Annotated in this window: 24 protein-coding genes and 1 tRNA gene; 7 read left to right on the forward strand and 18 right to left on the reverse strand. The window is 72.9% G+C overall.

The features are described from left to right. Positions 1 to 6: 6 nt before the first annotated feature. The 7 genes from A6A27_RS07590 to A6A27_RS07620 all read right to left on the reverse strand — a co-directional run bounded on the left by A6A27_RS07590 (position 7) and on the right by A6A27_RS07620 (position 7,038). Entirely contained in the window at positions 7 to 717 is a 711-nt protein-coding gene (locus A6A27_RS07590) for an ABC transporter ATP-binding protein (RefSeq protein WP_073833833.1), read from the reverse strand. Next, positions 707 to 1,552 (reverse strand): ABC transporter ATP-binding protein, encoded by an 846-nt coding sequence (locus A6A27_RS07595; RefSeq protein ID WP_073833834.1) that lies wholly within the window; start codon positions 1,550 to 1,552, stop codon positions 707 to 709. The genes A6A27_RS07590 and A6A27_RS07595 overlap by 11 nt, the downstream gene beginning before the upstream one ends. After that, entirely contained in the window at positions 1,545 to 2,690 is a 1,146-nt protein-coding gene (locus A6A27_RS07600) for a branched-chain amino acid ABC transporter permease (protein ID WP_073833835.1), read from the reverse strand. The genes A6A27_RS07595 and A6A27_RS07600 overlap by 8 nt, the downstream gene beginning before the upstream one ends. Continuing rightward, complete coding sequence (locus A6A27_RS07605; RefSeq protein ID WP_073833836.1) at positions 2,687 to 3,637, reverse strand: branched-chain amino acid ABC transporter permease; 951 nt, start codon at positions 3,635 to 3,637, stop codon at positions 2,687 to 2,689. The genes A6A27_RS07600 and A6A27_RS07605 overlap by 4 nt, the downstream gene beginning before the upstream one ends. A gap of 106 nt (positions 3,638 to 3,743) precedes the next feature. Next, positions 3,744 to 4,904, reverse strand: a complete 1,161-nt coding sequence (locus A6A27_RS07610) for a branched-chain amino acid ABC transporter substrate-binding protein (RefSeq protein WP_073833837.1) — start codon at positions 4,902 to 4,904, stop codon at positions 3,744 to 3,746. A 260-nt stretch (positions 4,905 to 5,164) separates the two neighbouring features. After that, positions 5,165 to 6,364, reverse strand: a complete 1,200-nt coding sequence (locus A6A27_RS07615) for a hypothetical protein (protein ID WP_143193930.1) — start codon at positions 6,362 to 6,364, stop codon at positions 5,165 to 5,167. 53 nt (positions 6,365 to 6,417) lie between these two features. Beyond that, a complete protein-coding gene (locus A6A27_RS07620; RefSeq protein ID WP_073833838.1) occupies positions 6,418 to 7,038 on the reverse strand; it encodes an ANTAR domain-containing response regulator in 621 nt (206 codons plus the stop codon). Between the two features lie 95 nt (positions 7,039 to 7,133). Between A6A27_RS07620 and A6A27_RS07625 the strand changes: the two genes are divergently transcribed. Together A6A27_RS07625 and A6A27_RS45765 are read left to right on the forward strand one after the other, a co-directional pair. Next, positions 7,134 to 7,206, forward strand: a tRNA-Leu gene (locus A6A27_RS07625). A 392-nt stretch (positions 7,207 to 7,598) separates the two neighbouring features. Beyond that, positions 7,599 to 7,988: an LAGLIDADG family homing endonuclease gene (locus tag A6A27_RS45765; RefSeq protein ID WP_241825138.1), complete on the forward strand. Its 390-nt coding sequence runs from the start codon at positions 7,599 to 7,601 to the stop codon at positions 7,986 to 7,988. Positions 7,989 to 8,022: 34 nt separating this feature from the next. Here A6A27_RS45765 and A6A27_RS07635 read toward each other — a convergent pair whose 3' ends face one another. After that, positions 8,023 to 9,180, reverse strand: coding sequence for a trans-sulfuration enzyme family protein (locus A6A27_RS07635; RefSeq protein WP_073833839.1), 1,158 nt, complete (start codon positions 9,178 to 9,180; stop codon positions 8,023 to 8,025). A gap of 102 nt (positions 9,181 to 9,282) precedes the next feature. On the opposite strand from A6A27_RS07635, the gene A6A27_RS07640 reads away from it, so the two are divergent. From A6A27_RS07640 to A6A27_RS07650, 3 genes are all read left to right on the forward strand, one after another. Then, complete coding sequence (locus A6A27_RS07640; protein WP_073833840.1) at positions 9,283 to 9,762, forward strand: Lrp/AsnC family transcriptional regulator; 480 nt, start codon at positions 9,283 to 9,285, stop codon at positions 9,760 to 9,762. 46 nt (positions 9,763 to 9,808) lie between these two features. Continuing rightward, positions 9,809 to 10,819 (forward strand): LLM class flavin-dependent oxidoreductase, encoded by a 1,011-nt coding sequence (locus A6A27_RS07645; protein ID WP_073833841.1) that lies wholly within the window; start codon positions 9,809 to 9,811, stop codon positions 10,817 to 10,819. 327 nt (positions 10,820 to 11,146) lie between these two features. Further along, positions 11,147 to 12,484 (forward strand): pyridoxal-dependent decarboxylase, encoded by a 1,338-nt coding sequence (locus A6A27_RS07650; protein ID WP_241825139.1) that lies wholly within the window; start codon positions 11,147 to 11,149, stop codon positions 12,482 to 12,484. Positions 12,485 to 12,676: 192 nt separating this feature from the next. On the opposite strand, the gene A6A27_RS07655 is transcribed toward A6A27_RS07650, so the two are convergent. The 5 genes from A6A27_RS07655 to A6A27_RS07675 all read right to left on the reverse strand — a co-directional run bounded on the left by A6A27_RS07655 (position 12,677) and on the right by A6A27_RS07675 (position 17,440). Further along, entirely contained in the window at positions 12,677 to 13,651 is a 975-nt protein-coding gene (locus A6A27_RS07655; protein ID WP_073833842.1) for a sulfite exporter TauE/SafE family protein, read from the reverse strand. A 202-nt stretch (positions 13,652 to 13,853) separates the two neighbouring features. Further along, a complete protein-coding gene (locus tag A6A27_RS07660; RefSeq protein WP_073833843.1) occupies positions 13,854 to 14,324 on the reverse strand; it encodes an RrF2 family transcriptional regulator in 471 nt (156 codons plus the stop codon). A 71-nt stretch (positions 14,325 to 14,395) separates the two neighbouring features. After that, entirely contained in the window at positions 14,396 to 15,265 is an 870-nt protein-coding gene (locus A6A27_RS07665; protein WP_073833939.1) for an acyl-CoA thioesterase, read from the reverse strand. A gap of 120 nt (positions 15,266 to 15,385) precedes the next feature. Beyond that, positions 15,386 to 16,834, reverse strand: a complete 1,449-nt coding sequence (pyk, locus tag A6A27_RS07670) for a pyruvate kinase (RefSeq protein WP_073833844.1) — start codon at positions 16,832 to 16,834, stop codon at positions 15,386 to 15,388. Positions 16,835 to 17,074: 240 nt separating this feature from the next. Further along, positions 17,075 to 17,440 (reverse strand): YciI family protein, encoded by a 366-nt coding sequence (locus tag A6A27_RS07675; RefSeq protein WP_073833845.1) that lies wholly within the window; start codon positions 17,438 to 17,440, stop codon positions 17,075 to 17,077. A gap of 148 nt (positions 17,441 to 17,588) precedes the next feature. On the opposite strand from A6A27_RS07675, the gene A6A27_RS07680 reads away from it, so the two are divergent. Next, the gene (locus A6A27_RS07680) at positions 17,589 to 18,212 is read left to right on the forward strand and encodes a hypothetical protein (RefSeq protein ID WP_073833846.1); all 624 of its coding nucleotides are present in this window, start codon (positions 17,589 to 17,591) and stop codon (positions 18,210 to 18,212) included. A gap of 76 nt (positions 18,213 to 18,288) precedes the next feature. Here the strand turns inward: A6A27_RS07680 and A6A27_RS07685 are convergent, their stop codons facing one another. The 5 genes from A6A27_RS07685 to A6A27_RS07705 all read right to left on the reverse strand — a co-directional run bounded on the left by A6A27_RS07685 (position 18,289) and on the right by A6A27_RS07705 (position 23,845). Continuing rightward, on the reverse strand, positions 18,289 to 19,089 hold the full coding sequence (locus A6A27_RS07685; RefSeq protein WP_073833847.1) for an esterase/lipase family protein: 801 nt from the start codon (positions 19,087 to 19,089) through the stop codon (positions 18,289 to 18,291). 238 nt (positions 19,090 to 19,327) lie between these two features. Then, positions 19,328 to 19,774 (reverse strand): hypothetical protein, encoded by a 447-nt coding sequence (locus A6A27_RS07690; RefSeq protein WP_073833848.1) that lies wholly within the window; start codon positions 19,772 to 19,774, stop codon positions 19,328 to 19,330. Between the two features lie 7 nt (positions 19,775 to 19,781). Beyond that, positions 19,782 to 20,045, reverse strand: a complete 264-nt coding sequence (locus A6A27_RS07695; RefSeq protein WP_073833849.1) for a DUF6244 family protein — start codon at positions 20,043 to 20,045, stop codon at positions 19,782 to 19,784. 193 nt (positions 20,046 to 20,238) lie between these two features. Further along, positions 20,239 to 21,141: a hypothetical protein gene (locus tag A6A27_RS07700; RefSeq protein ID WP_073833850.1), complete on the reverse strand. Its 903-nt coding sequence runs from the start codon at positions 21,139 to 21,141 to the stop codon at positions 20,239 to 20,241. 67 nt (positions 21,142 to 21,208) lie between these two features. Next, complete coding sequence (locus A6A27_RS07705) at positions 21,209 to 23,845, reverse strand: FtsK/SpoIIIE domain-containing protein (protein WP_073833851.1); 2,637 nt, start codon at positions 23,843 to 23,845, stop codon at positions 21,209 to 21,211. A gap of 192 nt (positions 23,846 to 24,037) precedes the next feature. Here A6A27_RS07705 and A6A27_RS07710 point away from each other — a divergent pair, with 192 nt between their 5' ends. Beyond that, positions 24,038 to 25,465 carry an alkaline phosphatase PhoX gene (locus tag A6A27_RS07710; RefSeq protein WP_073833852.1) on the forward strand — a complete coding sequence of 476 codons (1,428 nt, stop codon included), beginning with the start codon at positions 24,038 to 24,040 and terminating at the stop codon, positions 25,463 to 25,465. Positions 25,466 to 25,518 lie beyond the last annotated feature (53 nt).

Genomic DNA, 25,518 nt, shown 5'->3' on the forward strand with positions numbered 1-25,518 from the left:
CGCCGATCAGGCCACGCCGAGGTATGCCTCTTTGACCGACGGGTCGTGCAGCAGTTCGGCGCCGGTGCCGCTCTTGACGATCCGTCCGGTCTCCAACACGTACGCGCGGTGCGCCCGGGCCAGCGCCTGCTGCGCGTTCTGCTCCACCAGCAGGATCGTCGTGCCCTGCTCGTTGATCTCGGTGATGATGTTGAAGATCTGCTGGATCAACATCGGCGCGAGACCCATCGAGGGCTCGTCGAGCAGCAGCAGCTTCGGTCGGCTCATCAGCGCCCGCCCGACGGCCAGCATCTGCTGCTCGCCGCCGGAAAGGGTACCCCCGGCCTGCTTGCGCCGCTCCGCCAGCCGGGGGAAGAGCTCCATCACCCGGTTGAGGTCCTGCGCGACGCCCGCCCGGTCCCGCCGGGTGTACGCCCCCATGTCCAGGTTCTCCAGCACCGTCATGCCCGGGAAGATGCCGCGCCCCTCCGGGGCCTGGCACAGCCCGCGCCGCACCCGCAGGTCCGCCCGGAGCTTGGTGATGTCCTCGCCGTTGAACCGGATCCGCCCGGAGGCCACCGGCCGGATCCCGGAGATGGCCCGCATCGTGGTCGACTTGCCGGCCCCGTTGGCGCCGATCAGGGCGACGATCTCACCCTCGTCCACGGTGAGGCTGATGCCGTGCAGCGCCTGGATCCGCCCGTACAGCAGGCTCACATCGTCGATCTCAAGCAGCATCGTCCGGCACCCCCAGGTACGCCGCGATCACCCTCGGGTCGTCCCGCACCTCGGCGGGCAGACCCTCGGCGATCTTCTTTCCGAACTCCAGCACCACGATCCGGTCGGTGACCCCCATAACCAGGCGCATGTCGTGCTCGATGAGCAGCACGGTCACGCCGGTGTCCCGGATCTGCCGGATGAGCTGGAGCAGTTCCTCCTTCTCCGCCGGGTTGAAGCCGGCGGCCGGCTCGTCCAGGCAGAGCAGCACCGGTTCGGTGGCCAGCGCGCGGGCGATCTCCAGCCGCCGCTGCTCACCGTAGGAGAGGTTGCGGGCGAACTCGTGCATCCGCTTGCGGATGCCGACGAACTCCAGCAGGCGCTCGGCCTTCTCGCGACCCTCCCGCTCCTCCCGCCAGTGCCGCGGCAGCCGGAGCAGCGCGGAGACGACGCTGGTCTTGTGGTGCGCGTCGGCACCGACCTGGACGTTCTCCAGCGCGGTCATCTCGGGGAAGAGGCGGATGTTCTGGAACGTCCGCGCCATACCCATCTTGGTGATCTGGTGGCGCTTCTTGCCGCTGATCTTCTCGCCGCGGAACCTGATCTGCCCCTCGGTGGGCTGGTAGATGCCGGTCATCGCGTTGAAACAGGTGGTCTTGCCGGCGCCGTTCGGGCCGATCAGACCGAGAATCTCGCCCTTGTAGAGGGTGAAGTCCACCTGGTTCAGCGCGACCACACCGCCGAAGCGCAGCGTGACGTTGTCGACCTCCAGCAGCGGCTCCCGTGCGGACACCGCCTCCACCGCGGGTGCGGCGGCCTGCGCCGGGACGGCCGGCGTCTGCTCGACGTCACTCACCGACGATCACCTCCTTGCGACGATCCTTGAACTCCGCCGCCCGTCGTCGGTTCGGGATGAGGCCCTGCGGCCGGAAGATCATCATCCCCACGAGCACCAGGCCGAAGAAGAGGAACCGGTACTCGTAGAGCTCCAGGCCGAACAGCTCGATGCCGCGGAACCGCTCGATCATGTACGCCACCAGGCCGCCGCCCACAATGGCGCCGACGATGTTGCCGGAGCCACCGAAGATGACCGCGGCCAGGATGATGATCGAGTTCAGCAGCTCGAAGTTCTGCGAGTTGACGAAGTTCTGCTTGCCCGCGAAGAGCGCACCGGCCAGGCCGGCGATCGCCGCGCCCGACGCGAACGCCCAGAGCTTGAACTTGAACGTCGGCACCCCCATCAGCTGGGCGGCGTCCTCGTCCTCCCGGATGGAGATCCACGCCCGGCCCACCCGGCTGTGGGTGAGGTTCCGCACCCCGATCACCACCACGATGATCAGCGTGAGCACCAGCCAGTAGTACGGCCTGGCGTCGAGCACGCCGAAGATCGGCTTGCCGTCGGTGTACTTGCCCGGCGGGTGCGGGATCTGGTTGAAGCCCCGCTGCCCCTTGAGGAAGTCGGAGCTGACCGCCGCGATCCGGATCATCTCGGCGAAGCCGAGCGTCACCAGCGCGAGGTAGTCGCCGCGCAGCCGCAGCGTCGGCGTGCCCAGCATGACACCCGAGACCATGGTCAGCGCGATCGCCACCGGCACCACCAGCAGCCACGGCCAGAGGGTCTTGATGTTGCTGCTCGGCGAGGTCAGTACCGCCACGGTGTACGCGCCGACGGCGAAGAAGCCGAAGTAGCCGAGGTCCAGCAGGCCGGCGAAGCCGACCACGATGTTGAGCCCGACGGCCATCAGCACGTAGATCGAGACGGTGAACATCACCTGGGTGAAGTTCGCGCCCGGGGTCGGGATCGGCCCGAGGTACTGGTAGAACTCCTTGTTCGGCAGCGCGTAGAAGAACACGATGACCGCCGCCAGCACCGCCCAGCGCACCCACCGCGGCGCGTCGCGCCACCGCTGCGCGACCGCCTCGCGGCCGTGCCGCAGCCGGTCCATTACCGCTTCCCGTTGCTCCGGGTTCGGCGGTTTAACGGTCGTCGTCATGCCCGTGCCCTCCCCAGCGATTCGCCCAGCAGACCCGTCGGCCGGAACATCAGCAGCACCACCAGCACGGCGAACGCCGCGAAGTCCTTCCACTGGGAGCCGAACAGACCCGAGGCGTAGTTCTCCACCACGCCCAGCATCAGGCCGCCGACCAGCGCGCCGCGCAGGTTGCCGATGCCACCGAGCACCGCGGCGGTGAACGCCTTGAGGCCCAGCAGGAAGCCGACGCTGTAGGTCAGCGTGCCGATCTTCACGTCGTAGAGCAGGCCGGCCACGCCGGCCATCGACCCGCCCGCGATGAAGACCAGCATGATGATGCGGTCCTTGTTCACCCCCATCAGCGCGGCGGTGTTGGCGTCCTGGGCCACCGCCCGGACGCCGCGGCCGAGCCGACTGCGGTTGATGAACAGGTCCAGCGCGACCATCATCACCAGCGCGGCACCGACGGTGAGCAGCTGCACCGCGTCGATGGGCACACCGGCGATCTCGAACAACGGCTTGGTGTTGACCAGCCCGGGCGCGCCCTGCGGGAGCCGGCGGGTGTAGACGCCGAACGCCTCCGAGATCGCGATCGAGGCGCCGATGGCCGTGATGAGGAAGGCCAGCGGCGGAGCGTTCCGCTTACGCAACGGGCGGTACGCCACCCGCTCGATCACGGTCGCCGTGCCCGCCGAGGCGATGGCCGCAGCGATCACCGCCACGAGCAGATAGAACATGATCGAGCCGACCCCGCTGACCTGTGAGTTCTGGTCGAGGCCGAAGCCGTTCCAGGTCCACAGTGCGGCGAACGCGCCGGCGATGAAGACCTCGGAGTGGGCGAAGTTGATGAGTCTCAGCACGCCGTAGACCAGCGTGTAGCCGAGCGCGACCAGGGCGTAGATGGCGCCCTGTGTCAGGCCGGTCGTGGTGAGTTCCCCGAAATTGGAGAACAGTCCGTCGAAGTTCAAGGGAGGGACGCTCCATCAGGTGTGGCGACAAAAACGGGGTGCGGCCGGGAGCGAGCTCCCGGCCGCACCCGCGATCACGACTCAATCGCTGTAGCAGCGACCGGCGTCAGGACTTCTTGATCTCCTGGTCCGGAACGACCTGACCACCCTGGACCTTGAAGGCCCAGACCTTCACCTGCGCCGGGTCCAGCTCGCCACCCTCGACGAACTTGTAGTTGGCCGCCACGCCCTCGCCGCTGTAGTTCTTCACGAAGTCCAGCAGGCCGGCGCGGTCGGTCTTGCCTGCCTTGATGCCGGCCAGCAGGATGTTCGCCGCGTCGTACGCGGTGTCGCTGTAGGTGCCCGGGTCGGTGCCGTTGAGCGCCTTGTACTCCTCCTTGAAGGTGCCGCGCGCCTCGCTGGCGGGCTGGCACGGGCAGGTGAGGATCGTGCCCTCGGCGGCCGCCGCACCGGCAGAGTCGATGTACGCCTTGTCGTTGACGCCGTCACCGGCGACCAGCGGAGCGGTGACGCCGGCAGCGGTGAGCTGCTTGCGGATCAGGCCGGCCTCCTGGTAGTAGCCGCCGTAGAAGATCGCCTTGACGTTCGCGGCCTTGACCTTGGTGACCACGCCGGAGAACTCGGTCTGCTTGCCCTCGCCCTGGACCTTGTCCGAGCCGACGACGGCCCCGCCGAGCACCTTCTTGACCTCGTCGGCCAGGCCCGCGCCGTACGCCGACTGGTCGTCGATGACGTAGACCCGGTCGGCCTTGATCACGTCCTTGATGTAGGTACCGGCCGCGGGGCCCTGGCTGAAGTCGTTGCCGACCGCCCGGAAGAAGGTCTTCCAGCCCTGCTGGCTCAGGCTGGGCCGGGTCGCGGACGCGGTGATGTGCACCAGGCCCGCCTCGGAGAACAGCGGGTCGGCGGCCTCCGACTCACCGGAGTAGGCCGGGCCGACGATGCCGAGGATCTTCGGGTCGTCGATGGCCTTCTGCGCGAGGCCCGGGGCCTGGTCCGGGCTGCCCTGCGAGTCGAGCGGAACCAGCTCGACCTTGCAGTCGGCATTCTCCTTGTTGTACTTGTCGACGGCCAGCTTGACGCCGTTGTTCTCGTTGATGCCGAGTGCCGCCGAGCTGCCGGTCAGCGCACCGAAGAACGCGATCTTGTTGCCACACTTGTCACCACCGGACGCGCTGTCCCCACCGCTGCTGCTGCAGGCGGTGCCGCCGGCGACGAGCGCCAGCATGGCAGCTCCACCGATCACGCGCGCGAGCTTCTGCCTCAAGGCCCGAACCCTCCTCCGTCGCATGGCCCCAACCACCCGCTGCCAATTGGCCCTTGCGGGGGGCGAACGAACCAGACCGTCGTCGCCGGTCTGGGCCGGGACGTTATCCCACGTGGGAGCTGTGGCGTAAGTCCCAGGAGAGCGGGTTGACCGAACCGTTACACGCCGTGGCGGATTGGAAGCGATCGCTGTAAGAACCGTCGGTCGCGAGGGACTTTCACCTTTGTTTCATCGGTAAGCAGCCAATGCCGCTTCACCCGCTACCGATCGACGGTCGGCACCGCCGCCCACCAGGCACGAGACTCTCCACCGTCATCGGCGATCAACATCAGTCGATCCTCGTCGAACGCCGCCGCCACCGCGGTGTCCCCACCATCGGGCACCGCGACCGGCAGCACGATCGGCCGCCATGAACCGCCCGAATCGACCGAGAACCACAGACCGTGACGACTGCCGTCGCCGGTCACCGCCAGCAACCCGCCGCCGCCGGCCGGCACGAGCCCGTGCACCGACGACACCCCCGGACCCGCCGCACCGAAACCGCCGACCCGTTGCCAGCCCGCGGCACCGATCCGCTCCGCACCGCCGCCGGCGTCCGCCGCCCGCCACACCCCGAACCCGTCCCGCGCCGGACCGACCGCCACCACCGCGCCGCCCACCAGAGCGACCCGCTGCGCCTGGCTCCGCCCGTCCGACGCCGGCAACTCCATCCGCCGCCAGGCCCGTCCGTCCATCGAGGCCCAGGCGAGCGGCAGCGCCGCCGTCCCACGCGGCGGCAGCACCGCCCCCACCACCAGCCACCCCGGCGGTACGGCCACCGCGTCCAACCCGACCGTCCGGCCCCGAGCATCGCCGGCCAGCTCCGGCACACCCTCGTGCAGCGTGAACCGCGCCCCGTCCGGTGACGTCCACACCGCCGCCCCGTCGGCCCGGGATCCGACCACCAGCCACCCGCCCGGCCCCGCGATCAGCCGGGAGACGCTCACCGCCCGGGGCCCCCCGTACAACTCGAACGGGGCCACCGCCTCCCGCAGCGTGCCGCCGGCGTCCTGCGCCCAGGTGCCCGTACGCGGATTGCCGTGCACGCCCCCGTTCCGCGCACCCAACGCCCCCAGCCGACCCTGCCGGCAGGCCGCCGCGTAGAGCACGTGCCGCGCCCCGTAGAAGCTCGATGACGCGATCGGCACGGACGACCACGAGGAACCGTCCGCGCTGGCCCACGCCGCCGGGCGGGTCTCCCCCGCCGGATCGGTCACCCCGCCCACCACGAACCAGCGCCCGGCGCAGGCCACCACGTCGCGCAGCACCAACCGGCCGGGCGTTCCCGGCGGTACCGGCAGCGCCAGCGGTTGCCACCGCGGGCTGAGCGGCCCGGGCTCGACGTGCGCCCTCGCCCGTACGCAACCGGCGAGCAGCACGCCGACGACACCTAGCATCGCCACCAGCCGCCGCGCCGCCACGGGCCGAAGTCTATCGATCCCCGCCGCCCCAGCCCACCGGCCGAGCGGCGCCGTCAGGAGGCCGGCTGGGCCACCTCGCCGCCGGCGGTCTCGGCGAGGATCCGCTCGGCGACCTCCTTCATGGTCATCCGGTGGTCCATCGCCGTCCGCTGGATCCACTTGAACGCCTGCGGCTCGGTCATCCCGTACGTGGTCATGAGCGCGCCCTTGGCGCGTTCGACGGTCTTGCGGATCTCCAGCCGGTCGGTGAGGCCGGCCACCTCCGCTTCGAGCGCGGCGATCTCGGAGTAGCGGGAGAGGGCGATCTCCACCGCCGGCACCAGGTCGCTCTTCTGGAACGGCTTGACCAGGTACGCCATCGCGCCGGCGGCCCGGGCCCGCTCCACCAGGTCCCGCTGGCTGAACGCGGTGAGGATGATCACCGGGGCGATCCGGGCGCCGGCGATCCGCTCGGCCGCGGCCAGCCCGTCCATGATCGGCATCTTGATGTCGAGGATGACCAGGTCCGGCTTCAACTCCTCGGCGAGCTTCACGGCGGTCTCGCCGTCACCGGCCTCGCCGACCACCTCGTAGCCCTCTTCGACCAGCATCTCGGCCAGGTCCAGCCGGATGAGCGCCTCGTCCTCGGCGATCAGTACGCGCCTGCGCTCCCCATCCGTCTGCGTCTCGGCCACGAGCCTCTCCCACCAGTCTGAGCCTCGACACCCGCGGTACCGGGTGTCGCCGCCCCTAGCGTAGTGGGTAACCTGTCATGGCCAATCAACAGAAGGCCCCTGTAGTCCAACGGCAGAGACGATGGTTTCAAAAGCCATAAAGTGTGGGTTCGAATCCCACCGGGGGCACAAACTGTCATACAGGCGTTCGAAGATACATGGGTGTATCCACCCGAAGTACGCGCTGAAGCGCGGCGCCTCTACCTGGCCGGGGCGACCGCTGCCGAAACCGCCCGCGCCGTCAGGGTCTCCTATCCCACCGTTCGTCACTGGTGCAAAGTCCAACCGGAGCCGAAGCAACAGAGCACTTCCCTGCGCTGCTTCCGTTGCCGTACCGACGTCGACAATCCGACAGATCCCGGTCAGTACGCCTATCTGCTCGGCCTATATCTCGGTGACGGGCACCTGGTCACCACCGCGCGGGTTCCGGTGCTGCGCATCTCTTGCGCCGATGCCTGGCCCGGCCTGATCGACGCGTGCGAGGACGCTATGAAGAGCGTCCTTGCGGCCACAGTCAGCGCGTGCAGGGCCAGGGCTGCGTCAGCGTGCAGAGCTACGGCAAACACTGGCCGTGCCTGTTTCCCCAGCATGGGCCCGGCAAGAAACATGAACGGGCGATCGTCCTGGCCGACTGGCAGCGGGAAATCGTGGCGGCGCACCCGGGCGACTTTCTACGGGGACTGTTTCACTCCGACGGTTGCCGGTTCGCCAACCGGGTCACCGTCCGGGGCAAGCAGTACGTCTACCCGCGCTACATGTTCACCAACAAATCCACCGACATCATGGGCCTCTGTCAGGGGGCGCTCGACCTGCTCGGCATCGCGTGGAAGATGAACCGCCGCAACTCCCTCTCCGTCGCGAGGCGGGACGCCGTCGCCGCGCTGGACCGCCACGTCGGACCGAAATCCTGAGGCCGAGCAGCGCCGGAGACGCAGCCCCGACGGGTCAGATCGCCGCGAGCGCCTGCTCCAGGTCCGCCCGCAGATCCTCCGGGTCCTCCAGGCCGACTGAGAGCCGCAGCAGCCCTCCGCACGGCTTGGCGTCGCCCTCGACCGGCCGGTGGGTGAGCGAGGCGGGGTGCTGGATGAGGGTGTCGACGCCGCCGAGCGACACGGCGTGGGTGATCAGCCGGCAGGCACCCGCGACGGCGGCCGCGGCGGGGGCACCGCCGCGTACCTCGAAGGCGAGCAGGCTGCCGGGGCCGGACATCTGGCGGCCGACCAGACCGGCCGGGTCGTGGTGCGCGGGGTGGTGCACGCGCGTGACGGCGGGGTGGCCGGCGAGCCAGCCGGCGAGTTTCTCGGCGCCAGCCTGCTGGGCGCGGACCCGCAGCGGCAGGGTCTGCAGGCCGCGGTGCAGCAGGTACGCGCCGAGCGGGTGCAGGATCGCGCCGGTGACGGCGCGGACCTGGCGTAGCCGGGCGGCCCAGCCGGGGTCGCAGGCGACGACGCCGGCGAGGACGTCGCCGTGGCCGCCGATGCTCTTGGTGGCGCTGTGCAGCACGAGCGCGGCGCCGTGCCGGGCGGGCTGCTGGAGCACGGGGGTGGCGACGGTGTTGTCGACGAGCAGCGGGACGTCGCCGGCGGCGGTGGCGAGGGCGGCGATGTCGACGAGGTCGAGGGTGGGGTTGGCCGGGGTCTCGACGACGACCAGGGCGGTGTCGGGGCGGATCGCGGCGGCAACCTGGTCGGGCCGGGCCCAGGTGACCTCGGTGCCGAGCAGGCCGGTGGCGAGCACGTGGTCGGTGCCGCCGTAGAGGGGGCGGATGGCGACGACGTGGCGGCGCCCGTCGCGGGTGGCGGCGAGCAGGGCGGCGGTGAGGGCGGCCATGCCGCTGGCGAAGGCGACGGCTTCGGCGGTGCCTTCGAGTTCGGCGAGGGCGGTCTCGAAGCGGGCCACGGTGGGGTTCCAGAGCCGCTGGTAGACGGCGCTGCCGTCGGGCGGGAGGGTGCCGCCGGTGGCGAGGGTCTCGTAGGCGTCGCCGCCGCCGGCGACCGACGGCAGCGGGTTGGTGGTGGAGAGGTCGATGGGCGGTACGTGGACGCCGAGACCGGCGAGGTCGTCGCGCCCGGCGTGCACGGCTCTGGTGTCCACGGCGGTCATGGTCCGAAGCGTCGAACATCAGACCAGCACAGGGCAATAGAGACGAACAAGATTCTGCGGATTGCACTTTCGCCGTCCCCAGATTCGGTGGATGATGCTCGCATGCCTGTGGCACCGAATGATGTACGGCCGTTCGCGGCGCTGGACGACATCGACCGCGCGATCCTGACCGAGCTGGCCGTCGACGGCCGGCTGCCGAACAATGCCCTCGCCGAGCGGGTCGGGGTGGCCCCGTCGACGTGTCTGACGCGTACCCGGGCGCTGCGCGAGTGCGGGGCGATCCGCGGGTTCCACGCGGAGGTGGACCCGGCGGCGGTGGGGTTGCCGTTGCAGGCGCTGGTGTCGGTGCGGTTGGCCGCGCACGAGCGGGCGGTGGTGGACGCGTTCCGGGCCCGGTCGGTGCGGTTGCCGGGGGTGGTGTCGGTGTTCCATGTGGCCGGTGCGGAGGACTACGTGCTGCACGTGCGGGCGGCGTCCGGGGATGCGCTGCGGGACTTCGTGCTGGACCATCTGGCGGTGGATCCGGCGGTGCAGCACACCCAGACCAGCCTGATCTTCGAGCAGGCGCGCGGTATGGGTTAGGGCACCGTCCGGAACAAGTCCGGCGCGCGGCGGGTTGCTCAGAGGCGTGATCGACGTACCGTTGTCTGTTCTTGATCTTGCTCCGGTCGCGGCCGGCGGCAGCGCCGGTGAGGCCCTGCGACACACGACCGAGCTGGCCCGGCGCACCGAGGAGCTGGGCTATCGCCGGTTCTGGGTGGCCGAGCACCACAACATGCCCGCGATCGCTAGTTCGGCGCCGGCGGTGCTGCTCGCCCACCTGGCGGCCCACACCTCGACGATCCGGCTCGGCTCCGGCGGGGTGATGCTGCCCAACCACGCGCCGCTGGTGGTGGCGGAGCAGTTCGGCACCCTGGAGGCGCTGCACCCGGGCCGGATCGACCTGGGCATCGGCCGGGCGCCCGGCACCGACCAGGTGACCGCGCTGGCGCTGCGCCGGAGCATGGAGGGGCTGTCGGCCGAGCACTTCCCGCGGGAGCTGGCCGACCTGATGAACTATTTCAGCGGCGCGGAGCCGGGGCCGATCACCGCAACCCCGGGCCGGGGCCAGTCGCCGGCGGTCTGGCTGCTCGGGTCGAGCGGCTTCAGCGCCCAACTCGCCGGGCTGCTCGGGCTGCCGTTCTCGTTCGCGCACCACTTCAGCGCGCAGAACACGCTGCCCGCGCTGCAGCTCTACCGGCAGAGTTTCCGGCCATCGCAGTGGCTGGAGCAGCCGTACGCGATGGTCGCCGTGAACGCGGTCTGCGCGGAGACCGACGAGCGGGCGGAGTGGCTGGCCGGGCCGGCCGGGCTGTCCTTCCTGAAGCTGCGGTCGGGCCGGCCGGAGCCGCTGGCGACGCCCGAGGAGGCGGCGGCCTACCCGTACACCGAGTTGGAGCGGGAGTTCGTGGCCCAGCGCCGGGAGGGCCAGGCGACCGGTTCGCCGGAGACGGTGGCCCGGCAGCTCGGCGCGCTGCTGGCGCGCACCGGCGCGGACGAGGTGATGCTGACCACGATGGTGTACGACGTGGCGGACCGGGTCCGTTCGTTCGAGTTGATCGCCGAGAAGGTGGCCGGCGGACTTCGCCGGGATGCCTGAAACATGCTCTTCATAGCCGTGTCACCCCGCCGTCGCGCGGCACCCGTAGGTTGATGACCGGTGGTGGTACGGCACTCCCGGTCGGGACGGGTCGGGGGTGCCGCGGTGTGGTGCACCGGGTCGCCAGCAGCGGGTTCCGCGGCTGGCGGCCCGGTGCTTTTTCGTCCGGGCCGGTCTCGCCCGCTGCCCGACCCTTGCCCCCACGGCGGCCCACCTGATCGACTCCACCCCATGTCTGAGCACATGGATCCGGAGGAGTTCCGCCGCGCCGGGCACGCCGTGGTGGACTGGATCGCCGACTAGTGGACGACGCTCGGACAGCGGCCGGTGACGTCGCAGGACCCGCCGGGCGCGGTGGCCGCCGCGCTGCCCGCCGGGCCGACCGAGCGGGGCGAGCCGGTCGAGGCCGTCCTGGCCGACCTGGACCGGATCGTCACGCCCCGGCTGACCCACTGGCAGCACCCGGGCTTCTTCGGCTACTTCCCGGCCAACACCTCCGGCCCGAGCGTGCTCGGCGACCTGGTCAGCTCCGGGCTCGGCGTGCAGGGGATGCTCTGGACCACCGGCCCGGCCTGCACCGAGCTGGAGACGGTGCTGCTGGACTGGCTCGCCGGCCTGCTCGACCTGCCGGAGCGGTTCCGCTCGACCGGCCGCGGCGGCGGGGTGATCCAGGACTCCGCCTCGTCGGCGGCGCTGGTCGCCACGCTGGGCGCGCTGCACCGGGCCAGGAAGGGCCGCTGGCGGACCGACGGCGTCGACCGGCGCTACCGCGCGTACACCTCCACGCAGGGGCACTCCTCGATCGAGAAGGCGGCCCGGATCGCCGGGCTGGGCGCCGACGGGGTACGGGCGATCGAGGTGGACCCGGCGACGCAGGCGTTGCGCCCGGCGGCGCTGCGGGCGGCGATCGAGGCGGACCTGTCCGCCGGGGTGGTGCCGGCGATCGTGGTCGCCACCGTCGGCACCACGTCCACCACCGCAGTCGACCCGCTGCCGGAGATCGGCGCGATCTGCGCCGAGCACGGCGTCTGGCTGCACGTCGACGCCGCGTACGCGGGGGCGGCCGCGGTCTGCCCGGAGCTGCGCTGGTCGCACGCCGGGGTCGAGTACGCCGATTCGTACTGCTTCGACCCGCACAAGTGGCTGCTCACCGGCTTCGACTGCGACGCGTTCTGGGTGGCCGACCGGGGCGAGCTGATCGAGGCGCTGACGGTGATGCCGGAGTTCCTGCGCAACGCGGCGACCGAGTCCGGCGCGGTGATCGACTACCGGGACTGGCAGGTCCCGCTGGGCCGCCGGTTCCGTGCGCTCAAGCTCTGGTTCGTGCTGCGCTGGTACGGCGTCGAGGGGCTGCGGGCGCACATCCGCTCGGGGGTGGCCCTCGCCGACCGGTTCGCCGCGCGGGTAGCGGCCGACGACCGGTTCGAGCTGGCCGCGCCGCACCCGTTCTCGCTGGTCTGCTTCCGGCTGCGGGCCGGCGACGAGGCGAGCGCGGAGCTGCTGCGCCGGGTCAACGGCACCGGGCGGGTGCACCTCACGCACACCCGGATCGAGGGACGGTACGCGCTGCGCCTGGCGGTCGGCTCGCCGCTCACCGGGCAGGAGCACGTCGACGAGGCCTGGGAGTTGCTCTCCGCCGCGGCCGACGACCTGCTCGCCGCCTGACCCCGACACCGGCCCCGCCGCGCCAGGCTCGGGCGCGCACCTTCCCGGAAAGCTGTGGCCTCCTGGCGTCGGGCCGCATTCCCGAACGTGTGGCCGCACCGGGTCGTGGCGGGAGCTGCGCGGCGGGCCGCGGTTGCGAGCCTGCTGGCAGGACACGCCTGCGCGGGCGGGCGCCAGGCGGCGTACCCGGGATCAGCCCTCGACGGCGGCGGCGAGCCGCCGGGGCTCCTCGGGCGGCGCGGCGTCGGCCTGGCCCCCCGGGGCGCCGGCGACCGGCACGGCGAGGGCGGTCTCGACGACCGTCCGGGCCCGGCGGGTGCGGCGCAGGGCCCGCACGGCCAGCGTCAGCGCGACCAGCCAGCCGGCGCCGAGCGCCGCGTAGACCAGGAACGGGACCGGGCCGGCCAGCTCACCGGCGCGCAGCAGCGTCCGGGCGTTGGTCAGCACGATCACGCCGCCGATCGTCGCGCCCAGCAGCTGGGCGGGAACGATGCGGACCAGCCAGGCGGCGATCGGCGCCGCGACCAGGCCACCGATCAGCAGTGCGGCCACGGTGGGCAGCAGGAAGCCCTCGGAGCCGAGGCCGATCAGGAACCCGACACTGGCCGCGCCGGCGACCATGAACTCGGCGGTGTCGACCGAACCGATGACCTTGCGCGGCTCCATCCGGCCGGAGACGAGCAGCGCGGGCGTGGCGACCGGGCCCCAGCCCCCGCCGCCGGTGGCGTCGATGAAGCCGGCGACCAGGCCGAGCGGGCCCAGGAACCGCCCCCGCAACCGGCCGGCGGTGCGGTTGGCGCGCAGCGGTCGGGAGAAGCGCACCAGCAGGTACGCGCCCAGGGTGAACAGGATCGCGGCCATCCACGGGGCGGCGGCCTCGGTGGAGATCGAGCTGAGGAAGGTGGCGCCGGTGAACGCGCCGATCGCGCCGGGTACCGCGATCCGGGCGACCACCCGCCAGTCGACGTTGCCGAACCGCCAGTGCGCCACCCCGGCGGCGAGCGTGGTGCCGATCTCCGCCAGGTGCACCGAGGCGGACGCGGCGGCCGGCGCCACCCCGGCGAACAGCAGCAGGGTGGAGGAGGTCAGCCCGTACGCCATGCCGAGCGCGCCGTCGACCAGCTGCGCGGCGAGCCCGACCAGGGCGAGGATCAGCAGCTTGCGCACGAGGTCCTCCGACTTTTCGGCATCTCCTATCGACTTGGTCGACAATGCGGTACGCGACCGCTCCGGTCAAGTCCCCCATCCAGTTCGTGGGACGCGCCGGGCGGCGCGGAATGGGCGCGGGTCAGCCGGCCCGGCTGGACCGGCGGGCGCGCGGGCAGCCCCGGTCACTTACGCCGGGCGGGCCGGCGGACGGCCGGGTCGGTCAGCTCCAGGCGCTCGGGTCGGCGGCGAGCTCGTTGACCCGGCCGGGCAGTGCACCGCTGGCCACGTCGGCGAGAGAGACCTGCTCCAGGATCTGCCGCTCACTGGCCCGCAGGGCGATCCAGACGTCCTGCAACGCCCGGGCCGGTCCCTGGTAGCCGAGCTCCTCGGGGCGCTGACCGCGGATGTGGGCGAGCGGACCGTCGATCACCCGGATCACCTCGGCGAGGGAGATCTCCGTCGCCGGCCGGGCCAGCCAGTACCCGCCCTCGGGCCCCCGCTGGGCGTGCACGATCCCGCCCCGGCGCAACTGGAGCAGGATGCTCTCCAGGAACTTCGGCGGGATGTCCTGGGCGCGGGCGATCTGCTCGGCGGTCACCGGGCGGCTCCGTCCGGTCGCCGTCCCGTCGGCGACCGAGGCCAGCTCGGCGGCCGCGCGGAGGGCGTAGTCGACCCGGGCGGAGAGACGCATGCCGGCAAGATTAGTCGGCTGGTCAGCCAGCCGGATTGCCGGCCCTCGCCCGAGCGGGCACGGTGGCCCGGTCAGGCGCCCTCGCGGCGCAGCAAGCCCTCCTGCACTGCGCTGGCGATGTGCCGGCCGTCGGTGGTGAACATCCGGCCGGTGGCCAGCCCGCGGGCGCCCGAGGCGGACGGGCTCCAGCAGTCGTAGAGGAACCACTCGTCGGCGCGGAACCGCCGGTGGAACCAGAGCGCGTGGTCGAGGCTCGCGCCCACCACTCCCCCGGGCCCCCACACCTCGCCGTGCACGGACAGCACCGAGTCGAGCAGGGTCAGGTCGGAGGCGTACGTGAGGGCGCAGGCGTGCAGCAGCGGGTCGTCGGGCAGCTTGCCGTCGATGCGCATCCACACCCGCTGGTGCGGCTCGGCGGGGCGGTCGCCGGGGCGTACCCAGCCGGGCTCGCCGACGTAGCGGACGTCGATCGGGCGCGGGATCTGACCCCAGATGCCGAGGCGCTCCGGGTAGCGGGCGAGCCGGTCGGTCATGGTCGGGATCTCGTCCGGCCCGGGCACGTCCGGCGGGGCCGGCGCGTGGTGGTCCAGCCCCTCCTCCTGCCGTTGGAACGAGGCCGACATGAAGAAGATCGGCTTGTCGTGCTGCAGTGCGACCGAGCGGCGGACCGAGAAGGACCGGCCGTCCCGGATGTCCTCGACCCGGTATTCGATCGGCTCGGCCGGGTCACCGGGGCGGACGAAGTAGCCGTGCAGGGAGTGCACGAAGCGCTCCGGGTCGACGGTGCGGCCGGCGGCCACCAGGGCCTGGCCGGCGACCTGGCCGCCGTACACCCGCTGCGGGCCGACCGGCGGGCTGATCCCCCGAAAGGTCATCTCGCCGATCTGGTCCAGGTCGAGGACCTCGAGGAGCTGGTCGACGGCGGCCTGGCCGGTCGCCACCGGCTGCTCGCTCACGGGGTCACCTCAGTTCGCGACTGCGGGGCTCGCAAAACCGGCTCACTCCTCGCGCTCACGCTGTCGCCTCGCCACCGAGCCGGATGGCTCGGGCGCTCCGCTCGCTCACTGCAGCGCTCGGGCCGAGGCGGCGTCGACGAGCGAGCCGAGCTGGTGCACCCGCAGGGTGTTGGTGGAGCCGGGGGTGCCGGGCGGGCTGCCGGCCACGATCACCACGTGATCGCCGGGGTTGGCCCGGTTGAGGCCGAGCAGCGCCTGGTCGACCTGGCGGAACATGTCGTCGGTGTGCGCGACGAACGGCATCAGGAAGGTCTCCACGCCCCAGGAGAGGGCGAGCTGGTTGCGCACCTCGGGCACCGGGGTGAAGGCGAGCAGCGGCAGGTCGCAGTGCAGCCGGCTGAGCCGCCGGACGGTGTCGCCGGTCTGCGAGAAGGCGACCAGCGCCTTGGCGCCGATGGCCCGGGCGATGGAGGACGCGCCGACGGTGAGGGCGCCGCCGTGTGTACGCGGGTCGTGCTGCAGCCGCGGCACGGCAATCGAGCCGGACTCGGTGGTGGTGATGATCTTGGCCATGGTGCTGACCGTGAGCACCGGGTACTTGCCGACGCTGGTCTCGCCGGAGAGCATCACGGCGTCCGCGCCGTCGAGCACCGCGTTGGCCACGTCGGAGGCCTCGGCGCGGGTCGGCCGCGAATTCTCGATCATGGAGTCGAGCATCTGGGTGGCCACGATGACCGGCTTGGCGTTCTCTCGGCAGAGCTGCACGGCGCGCTTCTGCACCAGCGGCACCTGGTCCAGCGGCAGCTCGACGCCGAGGTCGCCGCGGGCGACCATGACCCCGTCGAAGGCGAGCACGATCGCTTCCAGGTGGTCGACCGCCTCGGGCTTCTCGACCTTGGCCAGGACCGGGCGCTGCACGCCCTCCTCGGCCATGATCGCGTGCACCAGCTTGATGTCCTCCGGCGAGCGCACGAAGGAGAGCGCGATCAGGTCGACGCCCAGACCGAGGGCGAACCGCAGGTCCTCGGCGTCCTTCTCCGACAGGGCCGGGACGCTGACCGCCACGTTCGGCAGCGAGACGCCCTTGTTGTTGGACACCGCGCCGCCCTCGGTGACCAGGCAGCGGATGTCGTTGCCGGTGACGTCGCTGACCTCGACCGCGACGCGGCCGTCGTCGATCAGCAGCCGGTCACCCGGCTTCACCTCCTGCGGCAGCTTGCGGTAGGTGCAGGAGACCCGGTCCTTGGTGCCGAGGATGTCGTCACCGGTGATCACCACCGAGTCGCCGGTGCGCCACTCGTGCGGGCCGTCGGCGAACCGGCCGAGCCGGATCTTCGGGCCCTGCAGGTCCGCGAGGACCGCCACCGGGCGCCCCGCCGCCTCGGCCGCCTCGCGGACCAGCCGGCAGACCGCCTCGTGGTCGGCGTGGCTGCCGTGGCTGAAGTTGAGCCTCGCCACGTTCATGCCCGCCTCGACCAGGCCCCGAATGCGTTCCGGGGACGAGGTGGCGGGGCCGAGGGTGCAGACGATCTTCGCGCGGCGTGTCACGCCCATCAGGCTAGTCTCTCCTCCGGGTCGACCTGCCGGCCGACCCCTTTCAGAGTGCGGAATTGTCCAACGACGGGCCATCCCCGCGCGGCGGGCGGAGAGGAACCGCGGCCGGAACGTCGTGGGTGGCGGGCATCGGCGACCGCGCGGCGGAAATCGTACCCCCCGCCGCCAGCTCCCGTCGGGGCGCTCCCGACCCGCCCACGAGCGCCGGTCGAGGCGGCGTCGACCGTTGCCCCACCGCGCTCAGCGCTGCGCCTCGGCGAGCGGGAACTCCAGCGAGCCGGCCGGGCAGAGGAAGGTCAGCACGTCCACCCGGTAGAGCCCGGCCTGCACGGCCGGGTCGGCCTCCATGACGGTGCGCACGTCGTCCACCGAGCCGGTGCGCGCCAGGCCGAAGCCGATCGGCGGGTCCGGCTCGCGGGCCGGACCGTCCACCGAGCCGTCGATCAGGACGATGCCCCGCCGGAGCAGCGCCTGCATGTGCTCCTGGTGCTCGGCCTGCAACCGCTGCACCGTCTCCTCCGGCAGGGCCCGGCCGGACGGCCCCGGGTAGAGCACGATGCACTCGTACGTGTCGAGCGCGAAGTCGACCTGCGGCGCTCCGGTCATGTCGCACCTCCAGACGTACGCCCCGGCCCAGGGTCGCACGGCTCGCACGGCCACCGCGGTCGCTCGACCCAACTGCCCGGGGTGCCGCCGGGTTCCCGACCCGCCGCGCCGTTCGTCCCGTCGTACCCCCGGCCTAACCTCACCGGCCATGGGCACGAGCTACCAGACCGTCCTCGCCACCGGGGAGCTGGCGCCGATCCGGGCCGCGCTGGCGGAGGCCGGGTGGGAGGCGTACGTCGCGCCAGCGGGCGACCGCCGGTGGGCGGTGATCCCCCGCGAGGAGGACGAATACGGGTGGGCCGACGCGGACGCGGTGGCCGAGTTGGTCAGTAGCTTCACGGGCAGCCCCGCCGTCTCCTTCGACGTCTTCGACTCGGACGTGATGCGCGCCCGGATCTTCGTCGACGGCGCGGAGGCACACGGGTACGTGTCCGACCGGTCCTACGTCTCGGAGTACTGGGACGACGACGACAACGAGTTCCTGGCCGGCTTCGACGGCACGCTGTACCCGGTCGACGCCCCGCCGCCGCCGGGACCGGGCGGCGCCGACCCGGGGGCGTTCGCGCCCCTCGGCGTCGGTGCGGTCGACGTGGCGGCGCTGGGCGCCGCGTTGCGTGCCAAGGTCCCGCTCGACGACGCGCCCCGGCTGTTCGCCGAGCGGCAGCACGCCGCGATCCTGGCGGCCCTCAACCTCCGCTGCCGCCCGCTCACAGCGGCGTTCCGGCACACCGACCCGGCCGACCTACCCGGCGCGCTGCACGTCACGCCGTGAGCATGCTGCCCCGAGGACGGCCGCTGACATGATCCACGGCCGGACCGGTGGGCGGCGCGCCCGTCGGGTGCTCGGATCAGATGGCGAAGCAGTTCGGGTGGATGGCGGCGCCGGCGAGCGCCTGCCGGACGATGCTGTAGGCCGTGCCGTCGAGGACGAGACCGAGGTGTCCGACCACTCGCAGCGGGCACGACGACTGGATCAGCACGTTGGTCGCGCCGTCGGCGAGGGTGGCGTTGTCGACCGGGATCACCAGCTCGTCCTGCCAGGTCCGGATCGTGGTCCAGCGGACCGCGCCCGGGGTGTCGTCACCGCTGTTGAGGTCGGCGAGCAGACCCGAGCCGACCGACATCTGCTGGCAGGCGACGATGCCGGCGCAGCTGCCCAGGCCGAGGAACTTCACGATGTTCGCGATGTAGGTGCCCTGTTGGGGGGTGCCCAGGCTGACGTTGCGGCCGACCTTGTCGACACCGCCGAGGAACTTCACGTACCAGCGGGAGACCAGGCCGCCCTCGGAGTGGGTGACCAGGTCCACCTTGGCCACCCCGGTGGCGGCGCGGACCTGGTCCACGTAGGACGATAGCGCGCGGGCGGATTCCCGGATGTCGCCGAAGCCGAGGTCGGGGAGCTGGTAGATGGAGGCCCGATAGCCGTCGGCGCGCAGCCGGGCGGCGATCGGCTCGTACGCGATGGAGACCCCGATCAGGCCCCCGACGACGATGACGGGGTTGCCGGTGGCCGCGGCGGTGCGGCCGGCGGTCTCGGTGGTGCCGGTCGGGGTGGCGGCACCGTCTGCGGTGGCGGCCTGGGCGGCGGTGGCGGGGAGCAGCAGGGCGGCGACGGTGGTGGTGGCGACCAGGATCTTTCGGAGCAGCATGGCTGCACCTCCGGTGGGAGGCACCCGGGGAACCGGGAGGGACGGGTGGGGGATCCGATCGATCGTGAGAACGATGATGCGTGGCGGCTTTCACGTACGTCAATGGAAAGTTACGCGTCGGTAACCCGTTGTTCCGCGAGACGCACAAACCGGCGTACCGGACAGCCGTCCCCTGTGGAGGGACGGGGCGCGCCGGACCGCCCGCACCGGTCCCGGGCCGCCGCACCGACGGCGGCGCTCACGCCGAGGCGGCAGCGCGGGTGATCGCGCGAGCGGTCGCCGCCAGCCCGGCCCGGTCGCACCGCTCCGGGTCGGCCAGCACGTCGACCGCGACGCCCGGCTCGACCAGCCAGAACGCCTCCCCCACGCCGATCAGGCCGGGGCCGTCGGGGTGCGCGAACTCGGCCCACTCCCCACCAGCCGGGTCGCGCTCGTGGTAGTCGGCGAGGAAATCCCGCAACGCGGTGAGGTCGGTGAGCCGGTCCACCCGGAGCACGTGCACCCGCAGGTCGACCCGGTAGCCCTCCGCGACCTGGCGCTCCCAGACCTGGGTGGCGAAGCTGACCTCATCCCACTCGCTGGCGAAGTCCGACACCTCGGTGCCTACGCCGGCCGGTACGTGACCGACGTGGAAGCCGTCCAGTTCACCGCCGTCGCGGGCGACGGACCCGTCCCGATCGCTCATCCCGGGCTCAGTTTCCCAGCGCCTGGACCTTGGCGATGGTCTCCTGGACGTGCTGCCGGGCGGGCTCGCCGCCCTGGGCGGCCTGGGCCAGGGCCTGCCGATAGGCGTCGACCACGCCGAGCAACGGTCCCGCCGCCACGCCCTCCAGCGCGCCGGCCACCAGCGCACGCGCCTCGGCCACGTCCTGGGCCGCAGCCGCCGTCTTGGCCTTCGCCTCGTCCAGCTTCTGCGCCGCCGCCGCCAGCCTGGCGATGATCTGCGCTGCGCTCACGCCACCGCCTCGCTTCGCTCGACGGCGGCGCGAGGCGCCACGCTGCTGAGCTGAATGGTTCGCTCGCTCCGCTCGCTCACGCGCCCTCCCCGTCCCGCCGCGTCGTCCGACCGGCACCGCCGCACCGGCCAACATGGAGCCTACGAGATCACCGCACGCCCCGCGACCACCCGATCACGCCGGCCGCACCCGGTCAGCGCATCAGGCGGAACACCAGGAGGTAGACGCAGAACAGCGACGGGGAGAACAGCGCACAGATCACGAAGCCGAGCGGGACGTACCGCGACGGTGGGGGGTCGGAGCTGACCGGCGGCCGACCCCAGCGGGCGAGCACCAGCTGCCCGGAGAGGAACGACAGCAGCGGCACGCCCGCGCACGAGGCGGCGGCCACCAGATCGAGCCCGGTGGCCGGGATCTGCGAGCCCACCAGCGCGACCAGCATCAGCACCGAGCCGGCCAGCGCGCACGCCGCGTAGACCGCGACGGCCCGGGCCGGCGGCGACCAGGTCGGCAGCAGCGCGGGCCGGTGGGCGATCGCCTCGGCCTGCTGCCCGTACCGGTCGGCCTCGTCGACCAGTTGCCGGGCTGCGGCCAGCTCCGCCGCCGGGTCCGCCTCCGCGCATGGGGCGGACACGGCGCTTTCCGGATACGCCCCGACGCCCGGCCGCCCCGGCGCGGCGGCTGCGCCGCCGGTCGACCCCGCCCCGGTTCCGGGCGTAGGTCCGGGTCCCCCCGCCAGGCTCGGTGCGCCCGCCGGCGGCGGTACGGCCCCCGGCCCCGTGCCGGACCCGGGTCCGGCCAGACTCGACACACCGGTCGGCGTCGACCAGGCCGGTGCCGATCCAACCGGGATCGCCGGTCCGCCCTGGGACGGAACCCGGTCCGCCGGGTCCGCCGGCGACGAAGCCGGCAGTCCGGCGGCCCGGCCGAGCTGGTCGAGGCGCTGGCCCTGGGCGGCGAGCCGCTGGCCGAGCTGGTCGACGGCGGTGTGCAGGGACCGGCGGCGTTCCGCCTCGGCGGCGACGGCCTGCTCCTCGCCGCGCTGCCGCGCGGACAGCTCCCGGGCCAGGGCCGCGTACTCCTCGAATCCGCTCACGCCGCCGCCTCGCTCCGCTCCGCGGCGGCGCGAGGCGCCACGCTACCGAGCCAAATGGTTCGCTCGCTCACGTGTCGCCTCCGTCACCGACGAAGGGCACGACCAGGGTGGTTCGCTGGTCGTGCCGATCCACCAGCAGTGCCCGCCCGTCACGCGGGGCGTAGGCGAGGTCGTGCCAGCCCAGATGCAGGCCGAGGTCGGCGCCGGGCACGTTCAGCGCGACCAGGCAGGCCAGGTCGTCGCGGTTCTGCGTACCGCCGAGATCCTCGCCGAGCCGGCGCAGCCCGCGCCACCAGCCCAACAGGTGCACCCCGCGCGCCGGCCCCTGGCGCAGCACTGCGCGCAGGTCGTCGTGCCCGGAGCGGAAGGTGGCCGGGTCGGTGGCCGCGAGCACGCCGGCGGCGGCGTCCACCCCGAACACCACGAGGTAGGTCCGCCCGGGTGCACCACCCCCCGAGCCAGCCACGGCGCCGGACGGGCCGCCCGGTCGCTCACCGCCGGGTCCGGCGGCCAGCTCGGCGAGTTCGGCGCGCAGTGCCGCCCCGTCGAGGCGGCGGACCGGATGCCCTGCGGCGGCCAGGGTCATCGCCAGGTCGTCGGCGGCATCGGTGGTGCCGGGCGCCAGGGGGGCGAGCAGGAAGCGGGCCGTGCCGGGGGACTGCTGCCGGGCCAGGCTGAGGGCGGCCGAGCGGAGCACGTCCACCCCGGCCGAGGCGGTGCCGACCACGGCGAGGTGCCGGCCGGGGGTGGCGTCCAGGCGGAAGGCTGCCGTGCTGCCGGCCACGTCCACCGTCCGGCCGACCAGCGCGAGCGGCGGCTCGGCGCCCGGCCGCAGCGCGGCCCAGGTGGGGTCGGCGGCCAGTCGCGGCGTCTCGTACCCGCGGAAGACGGTGGGCGGACGCGCGCCCGCCGGTCGGGCCTGGAACAGCTCGTGCCGGAGGGTGGCCAGGTCGGCGCCGGCGGCGTGCGCGTCGGGGAAGCGGACCTCGGTGTTCGCGCCGGCCGCGCCCCCGGCGGTGTTGACCACGGCCGTGCCCACCCGCAGCGCCTGCGCGACGTCGTTGAGCGGGTCGAGCACGCCGCTCCCGCCGGGGAGCGCCACCCGCAGCGGGAACTGGCCGAAGATGGCCTCGGCCCGACCGTACAGGGCCTCGATGCCGGTGGTGCTCTGGCTGGCCAGCACCAGGTGCAGGCCGTACGAGCGACCCTTGCGGGCCAGCTCCTCCAGCAGGTCGACGGCCTGCCGGGCGAGGGCGTCGTTGCCGGCGAACAGCACGTGGAACTCGTCGACCACGGTGACGATCCGGGGTGGCCGGTGCTCGGCCGGCAGGTCGGCGAGCTTGGTGACGCCGTGGCGCTTGAGCAGGTCTGCCCGGCGGGTCAGCTCCTCGCGCAGCTCGCGCAGCACGGCGACGCCGTACTCGCGGTCGGACTCGATGCCGACCGCGCGGGCGTGCGGCAGCCAGGACGGGTCGCGCTCGGTGGGGACGAACTCGGTGAAGCTGACGCCCTCCTTGAAGTCGAGCAGGAGGAGCTGGAGCTCGGTCGGGGCGTACCGGGCCGCCAGGCCGTAGAGCACGTCGAGCAGGAACACCGTCTTGCCCGCGCCGGTCCGCCCGCCGACCAGCCAGTGCGGGGTGGCGTCGTCGAAGGCGACCGTGACCGGTCGGCCTCCGACGGCTCCAGCGCCGGCTGCAGATCGTGGCGCGGCGTCGGACGCGCCGAGCTGGAGTGGTCGAACCGACCGGCCGAGCACGGTACGCAGCCCGGTGGCGGCCGACTCGGCCCAGCGCCGGGCCGGGAGCAGGTCGGCGAAGGTCACCGCCTCGGCCCGGCGGGTGGCCGCGGCGAGCTGCCGGGCCAGCCCGGTGACGGTGGCGTGCGTTGGGTCGCCGTCGAGCACCACCGGGGCGGGCAGGCCGCTGCCGTCGGCGCTGAACGGCTGCCCGGGTGGGTCGCCGACCAGCGCGTACCGGTCGTTGAGCCGGAGCTGGGTGGTGGCGCCTAGCGGCGGTGGCGGGTCGCCGGGACCGGCGGCGGGGTAGCCGGCGAGCAGCACGCAGACCGCCGCGGCCGGACCGGCGTGGGTGAGCGCGGCGAGCCGGGCCAGCTCGCGGGGCGGCGGGGCGGACGCGGCGACCACCAGCAGCAGTTCCTGGTCGTCCCGGGCTGCCTGCTGGGCGCTGCGGGCGTGCCGTTCCGCCTCGTCGAGCAGGGCGGCCACCTCGGCGGCGGTGGTCGCGGCGGGGCCGAGCACCCCGGCGTCCAGCAGCGGGCGCAGCGGCAGGAACGCCGCGCCGAACGCGGCGGGGTCGATGCCGGCGACCCGGACCGTGCCGGCCGGCGCGGCGGCGAGCAGCCGCACCACCACGGCCCGCAGCAGCTCACCGATCCGGGGATCGCGGGCGTCGGCGTCGACCGCGAGGTGCGTGCCGCCGGCCAGCGGCACCAGCACCGGGAAGCGACCGTCCAGGGTGGTCGCCTCGCCGATGCGGACCGGCACCGGGGTCGTGACCGGGCGGGCGGCGCCCGGTGCGGCGGCGGCCAGCTCGGCGCCGAGCCGGGCCAGCCGGGCGACCAGCTCGGGACTGCCGGGGGCGACCGGCCCGGCGGCGGCGAGCGCCCGCCGCGCGGCCTCCCAGCGCCGTACGGCCTGCCGGTGGAAGGCGACCGCCTGCCCGTACGCCGTCGCGAGCCTGCCCACCGTCCCGTCCCTCCGACGCCGTCGCGGTCCCGATCGAGGGAACCCTAACGGAAGCGCGCCGGGCCGGCACAGCACGTGATGCGCTTTCAGGATTTGTCTACTGTTCACCTCGCGGACCCCGGCCGCGTCGACGGCGTTCCCCGGCCGCCGTTTGCCTGCTGACGGAAGCATCGTGAACAGGAAGGCGACGACGTGACCTCCTCCCCCATTTCCCGCCGGTCCATGCTGCGCGGCGGTGCCGCCGGCGCCCTCGGCATCGTGGTGGCCGGTAACCTGGACGTCATCGCGGGACCGGCGGCGGCGCGGGCCGCGGCCCGCCCGGCGGTCGGCTACGGCGAACTCGTTCCGGACCCGGCCGGCCTGCTGGCCCTGCCGCCCGGCTTCTCGTACACCATCGTGGCGCAGGCCGGCGTGACCCTGCTGGAGTCCGGGCAGCCGACCCCGAGCGACGCCGACGGCACCGGCTGCTTCCTCGGCCGTGAGGGCTCGGTGCTGGTCAACAACCACGAGATCGGCGGCAGCGAGCCCTTCCCGGTGCCCGCGCTGGCCGGCCTCACCTACGACCCCGGTGCCCGCGGCGGCACCACCACCATCGAGGTGGATGCCCAGGGCCGGCGGCTGCGCGAGTACGTCAGCGTGGCCGGGACGCACAACAACTGCGCCGGCGGAATCACCCCGTGGGGCACCTGGCTGACCTGCGAGGAGACCGAGCAGAAGGCCGGCGGGCGGTACCTGAAGGACCACGGCTACACCTTCGAGGTCGACCCGCACGACCGGTCCGCCAACCTGGACCCGGTGCCGCTGAAGTTCCTCGGCCGGTACGCGCACGAGGCGGTGGCGGTCGACCCGTACACCCACGCGATCTACCTGACCGAGGACGCCGGCGGGCCGAACGGGCTCTACTTCCGCTGGACGCCGCCGGCCGGCTTCCGGGGCGGCAAGGGCGCGCTGCGCGCGCTGGCGCAGCGTCCCGACGGGGACACCGTCGGCAGCCTCCAGGCGATGAAGTGCTTCCGGGGCAGCCAGCACGTCGCCGACCTGTCCGAGGCGACCACGCCGGGCACCCGGTACAAGGTGGAGTGGGTGGACGTGCCGGACCGGGACGCGAAGACCGTCTCGGTGCGCAAGCAGTTCACCGACGAGCAGGTGACCCGCAGCCGCAAGCTGGAGGGTGCCTGGTGGGCCGACGGCGGCGCGTACTTCGTGGCCAGCTTCGCCCGGCACTCCGACGGCAGCGTCAACGAGCACGACGGCCAGGTGTGGTTCTACGACCCGCGGACCGAGACCGTCACGCTGAAGACCATCTTCGGGGTGAACCAGAACCCGGACGAGGAGGCCGGCAACTACGACGGCCCGGACAACATCACCGTGTCGCCGTACGGCGGGGTGATCCTGGCCGAGGACGGCGAGGGCCTGTCGCACCTGGTCGGGGTGACCGAGCAGGGCAAGGCGTACCCGCTGGCCCGCAACGAGCTTAACGACAGCGAGTTCACCGGGCCGACGTTCAGCGCGGACGGGAAGATTCTGTTCGCCAACATCCAGTCCCCCGGCTACGTCTTCGCGATCACCGGCCCGTGGGGCCGGCCGAGCAACGCCGACCTGGCGGCTGACCACTCCTGAGTACCTGCGGCGGCCGGCGGTTCCCTGGGGGCCGCCGGCCGCCGCCTTGGCAG

Source organism: Micromonospora sp. CB01531, from assembly GCF_001905095.1.
In the GTDB taxonomy this organism is placed as follows: domain Bacteria; phylum Actinomycetota; class Actinomycetes; order Mycobacteriales; family Micromonosporaceae; genus Micromonospora.

What these genes read in the sequence shown, in the direction of transcription:
- A6A27_RS07590 (WP_073833833.1), bottom strand. Translation starts at nt 717, where the DNA reads ATGCTGCTTGAGATCGACGATGTGAGCCTGCTGTACGGGCGGATCCAG.
- A6A27_RS07600 (WP_073833835.1), bottom strand. Translation starts at nt 2,690, where the DNA reads ATGACGACGACCGTTAAACCGCCGAACCCGGAGCAACGGGAAGCGGTA.
- A6A27_RS07635 (WP_073833839.1), bottom strand. Translation starts at nt 9,180, where the DNA reads ATGACCGCCGTGGACACCAGAGCCGTGCACGCCGGGCGCGACGACCTC.
- A6A27_RS07640 (WP_073833840.1), top strand. Translation starts at nt 9,283, where the DNA reads ATGCCTGTGGCACCGAATGATGTACGGCCGTTCGCGGCGCTGGACGAC.
- A6A27_RS07660 (WP_073833843.1), bottom strand. Translation starts at nt 14,324, where the DNA reads ATGCGTCTCTCCGCCCGGGTCGACTACGCCCTCCGCGCGGCCGCCGAG.
- pyk (WP_073833844.1), bottom strand. Translation starts at nt 16,834, where the DNA reads ATGGGCGTGACACGCCGCGCGAAGATCGTCTGCACCCTCGGCCCCGCC.
- A6A27_RS07675 (WP_073833845.1), bottom strand. Translation starts at nt 17,440, where the DNA reads ATGACCGGAGCGCCGCAGGTCGACTTCGCGCTCGACACGTACGAGTGC.
- A6A27_RS07680 (WP_073833846.1), top strand. Translation starts at nt 17,589, where the DNA reads ATGGGCACGAGCTACCAGACCGTCCTCGCCACCGGGGAGCTGGCGCCG.
- A6A27_RS07685 (WP_073833847.1), bottom strand. Translation starts at nt 19,089, where the DNA reads ATGCTGCTCCGAAAGATCCTGGTCGCCACCACCACCGTCGCCGCCCTG.
- A6A27_RS07690 (WP_073833848.1), bottom strand. Translation starts at nt 19,774, where the DNA reads ATGAGCGATCGGGACGGGTCCGTCGCCCGCGACGGCGGTGAACTGGAC.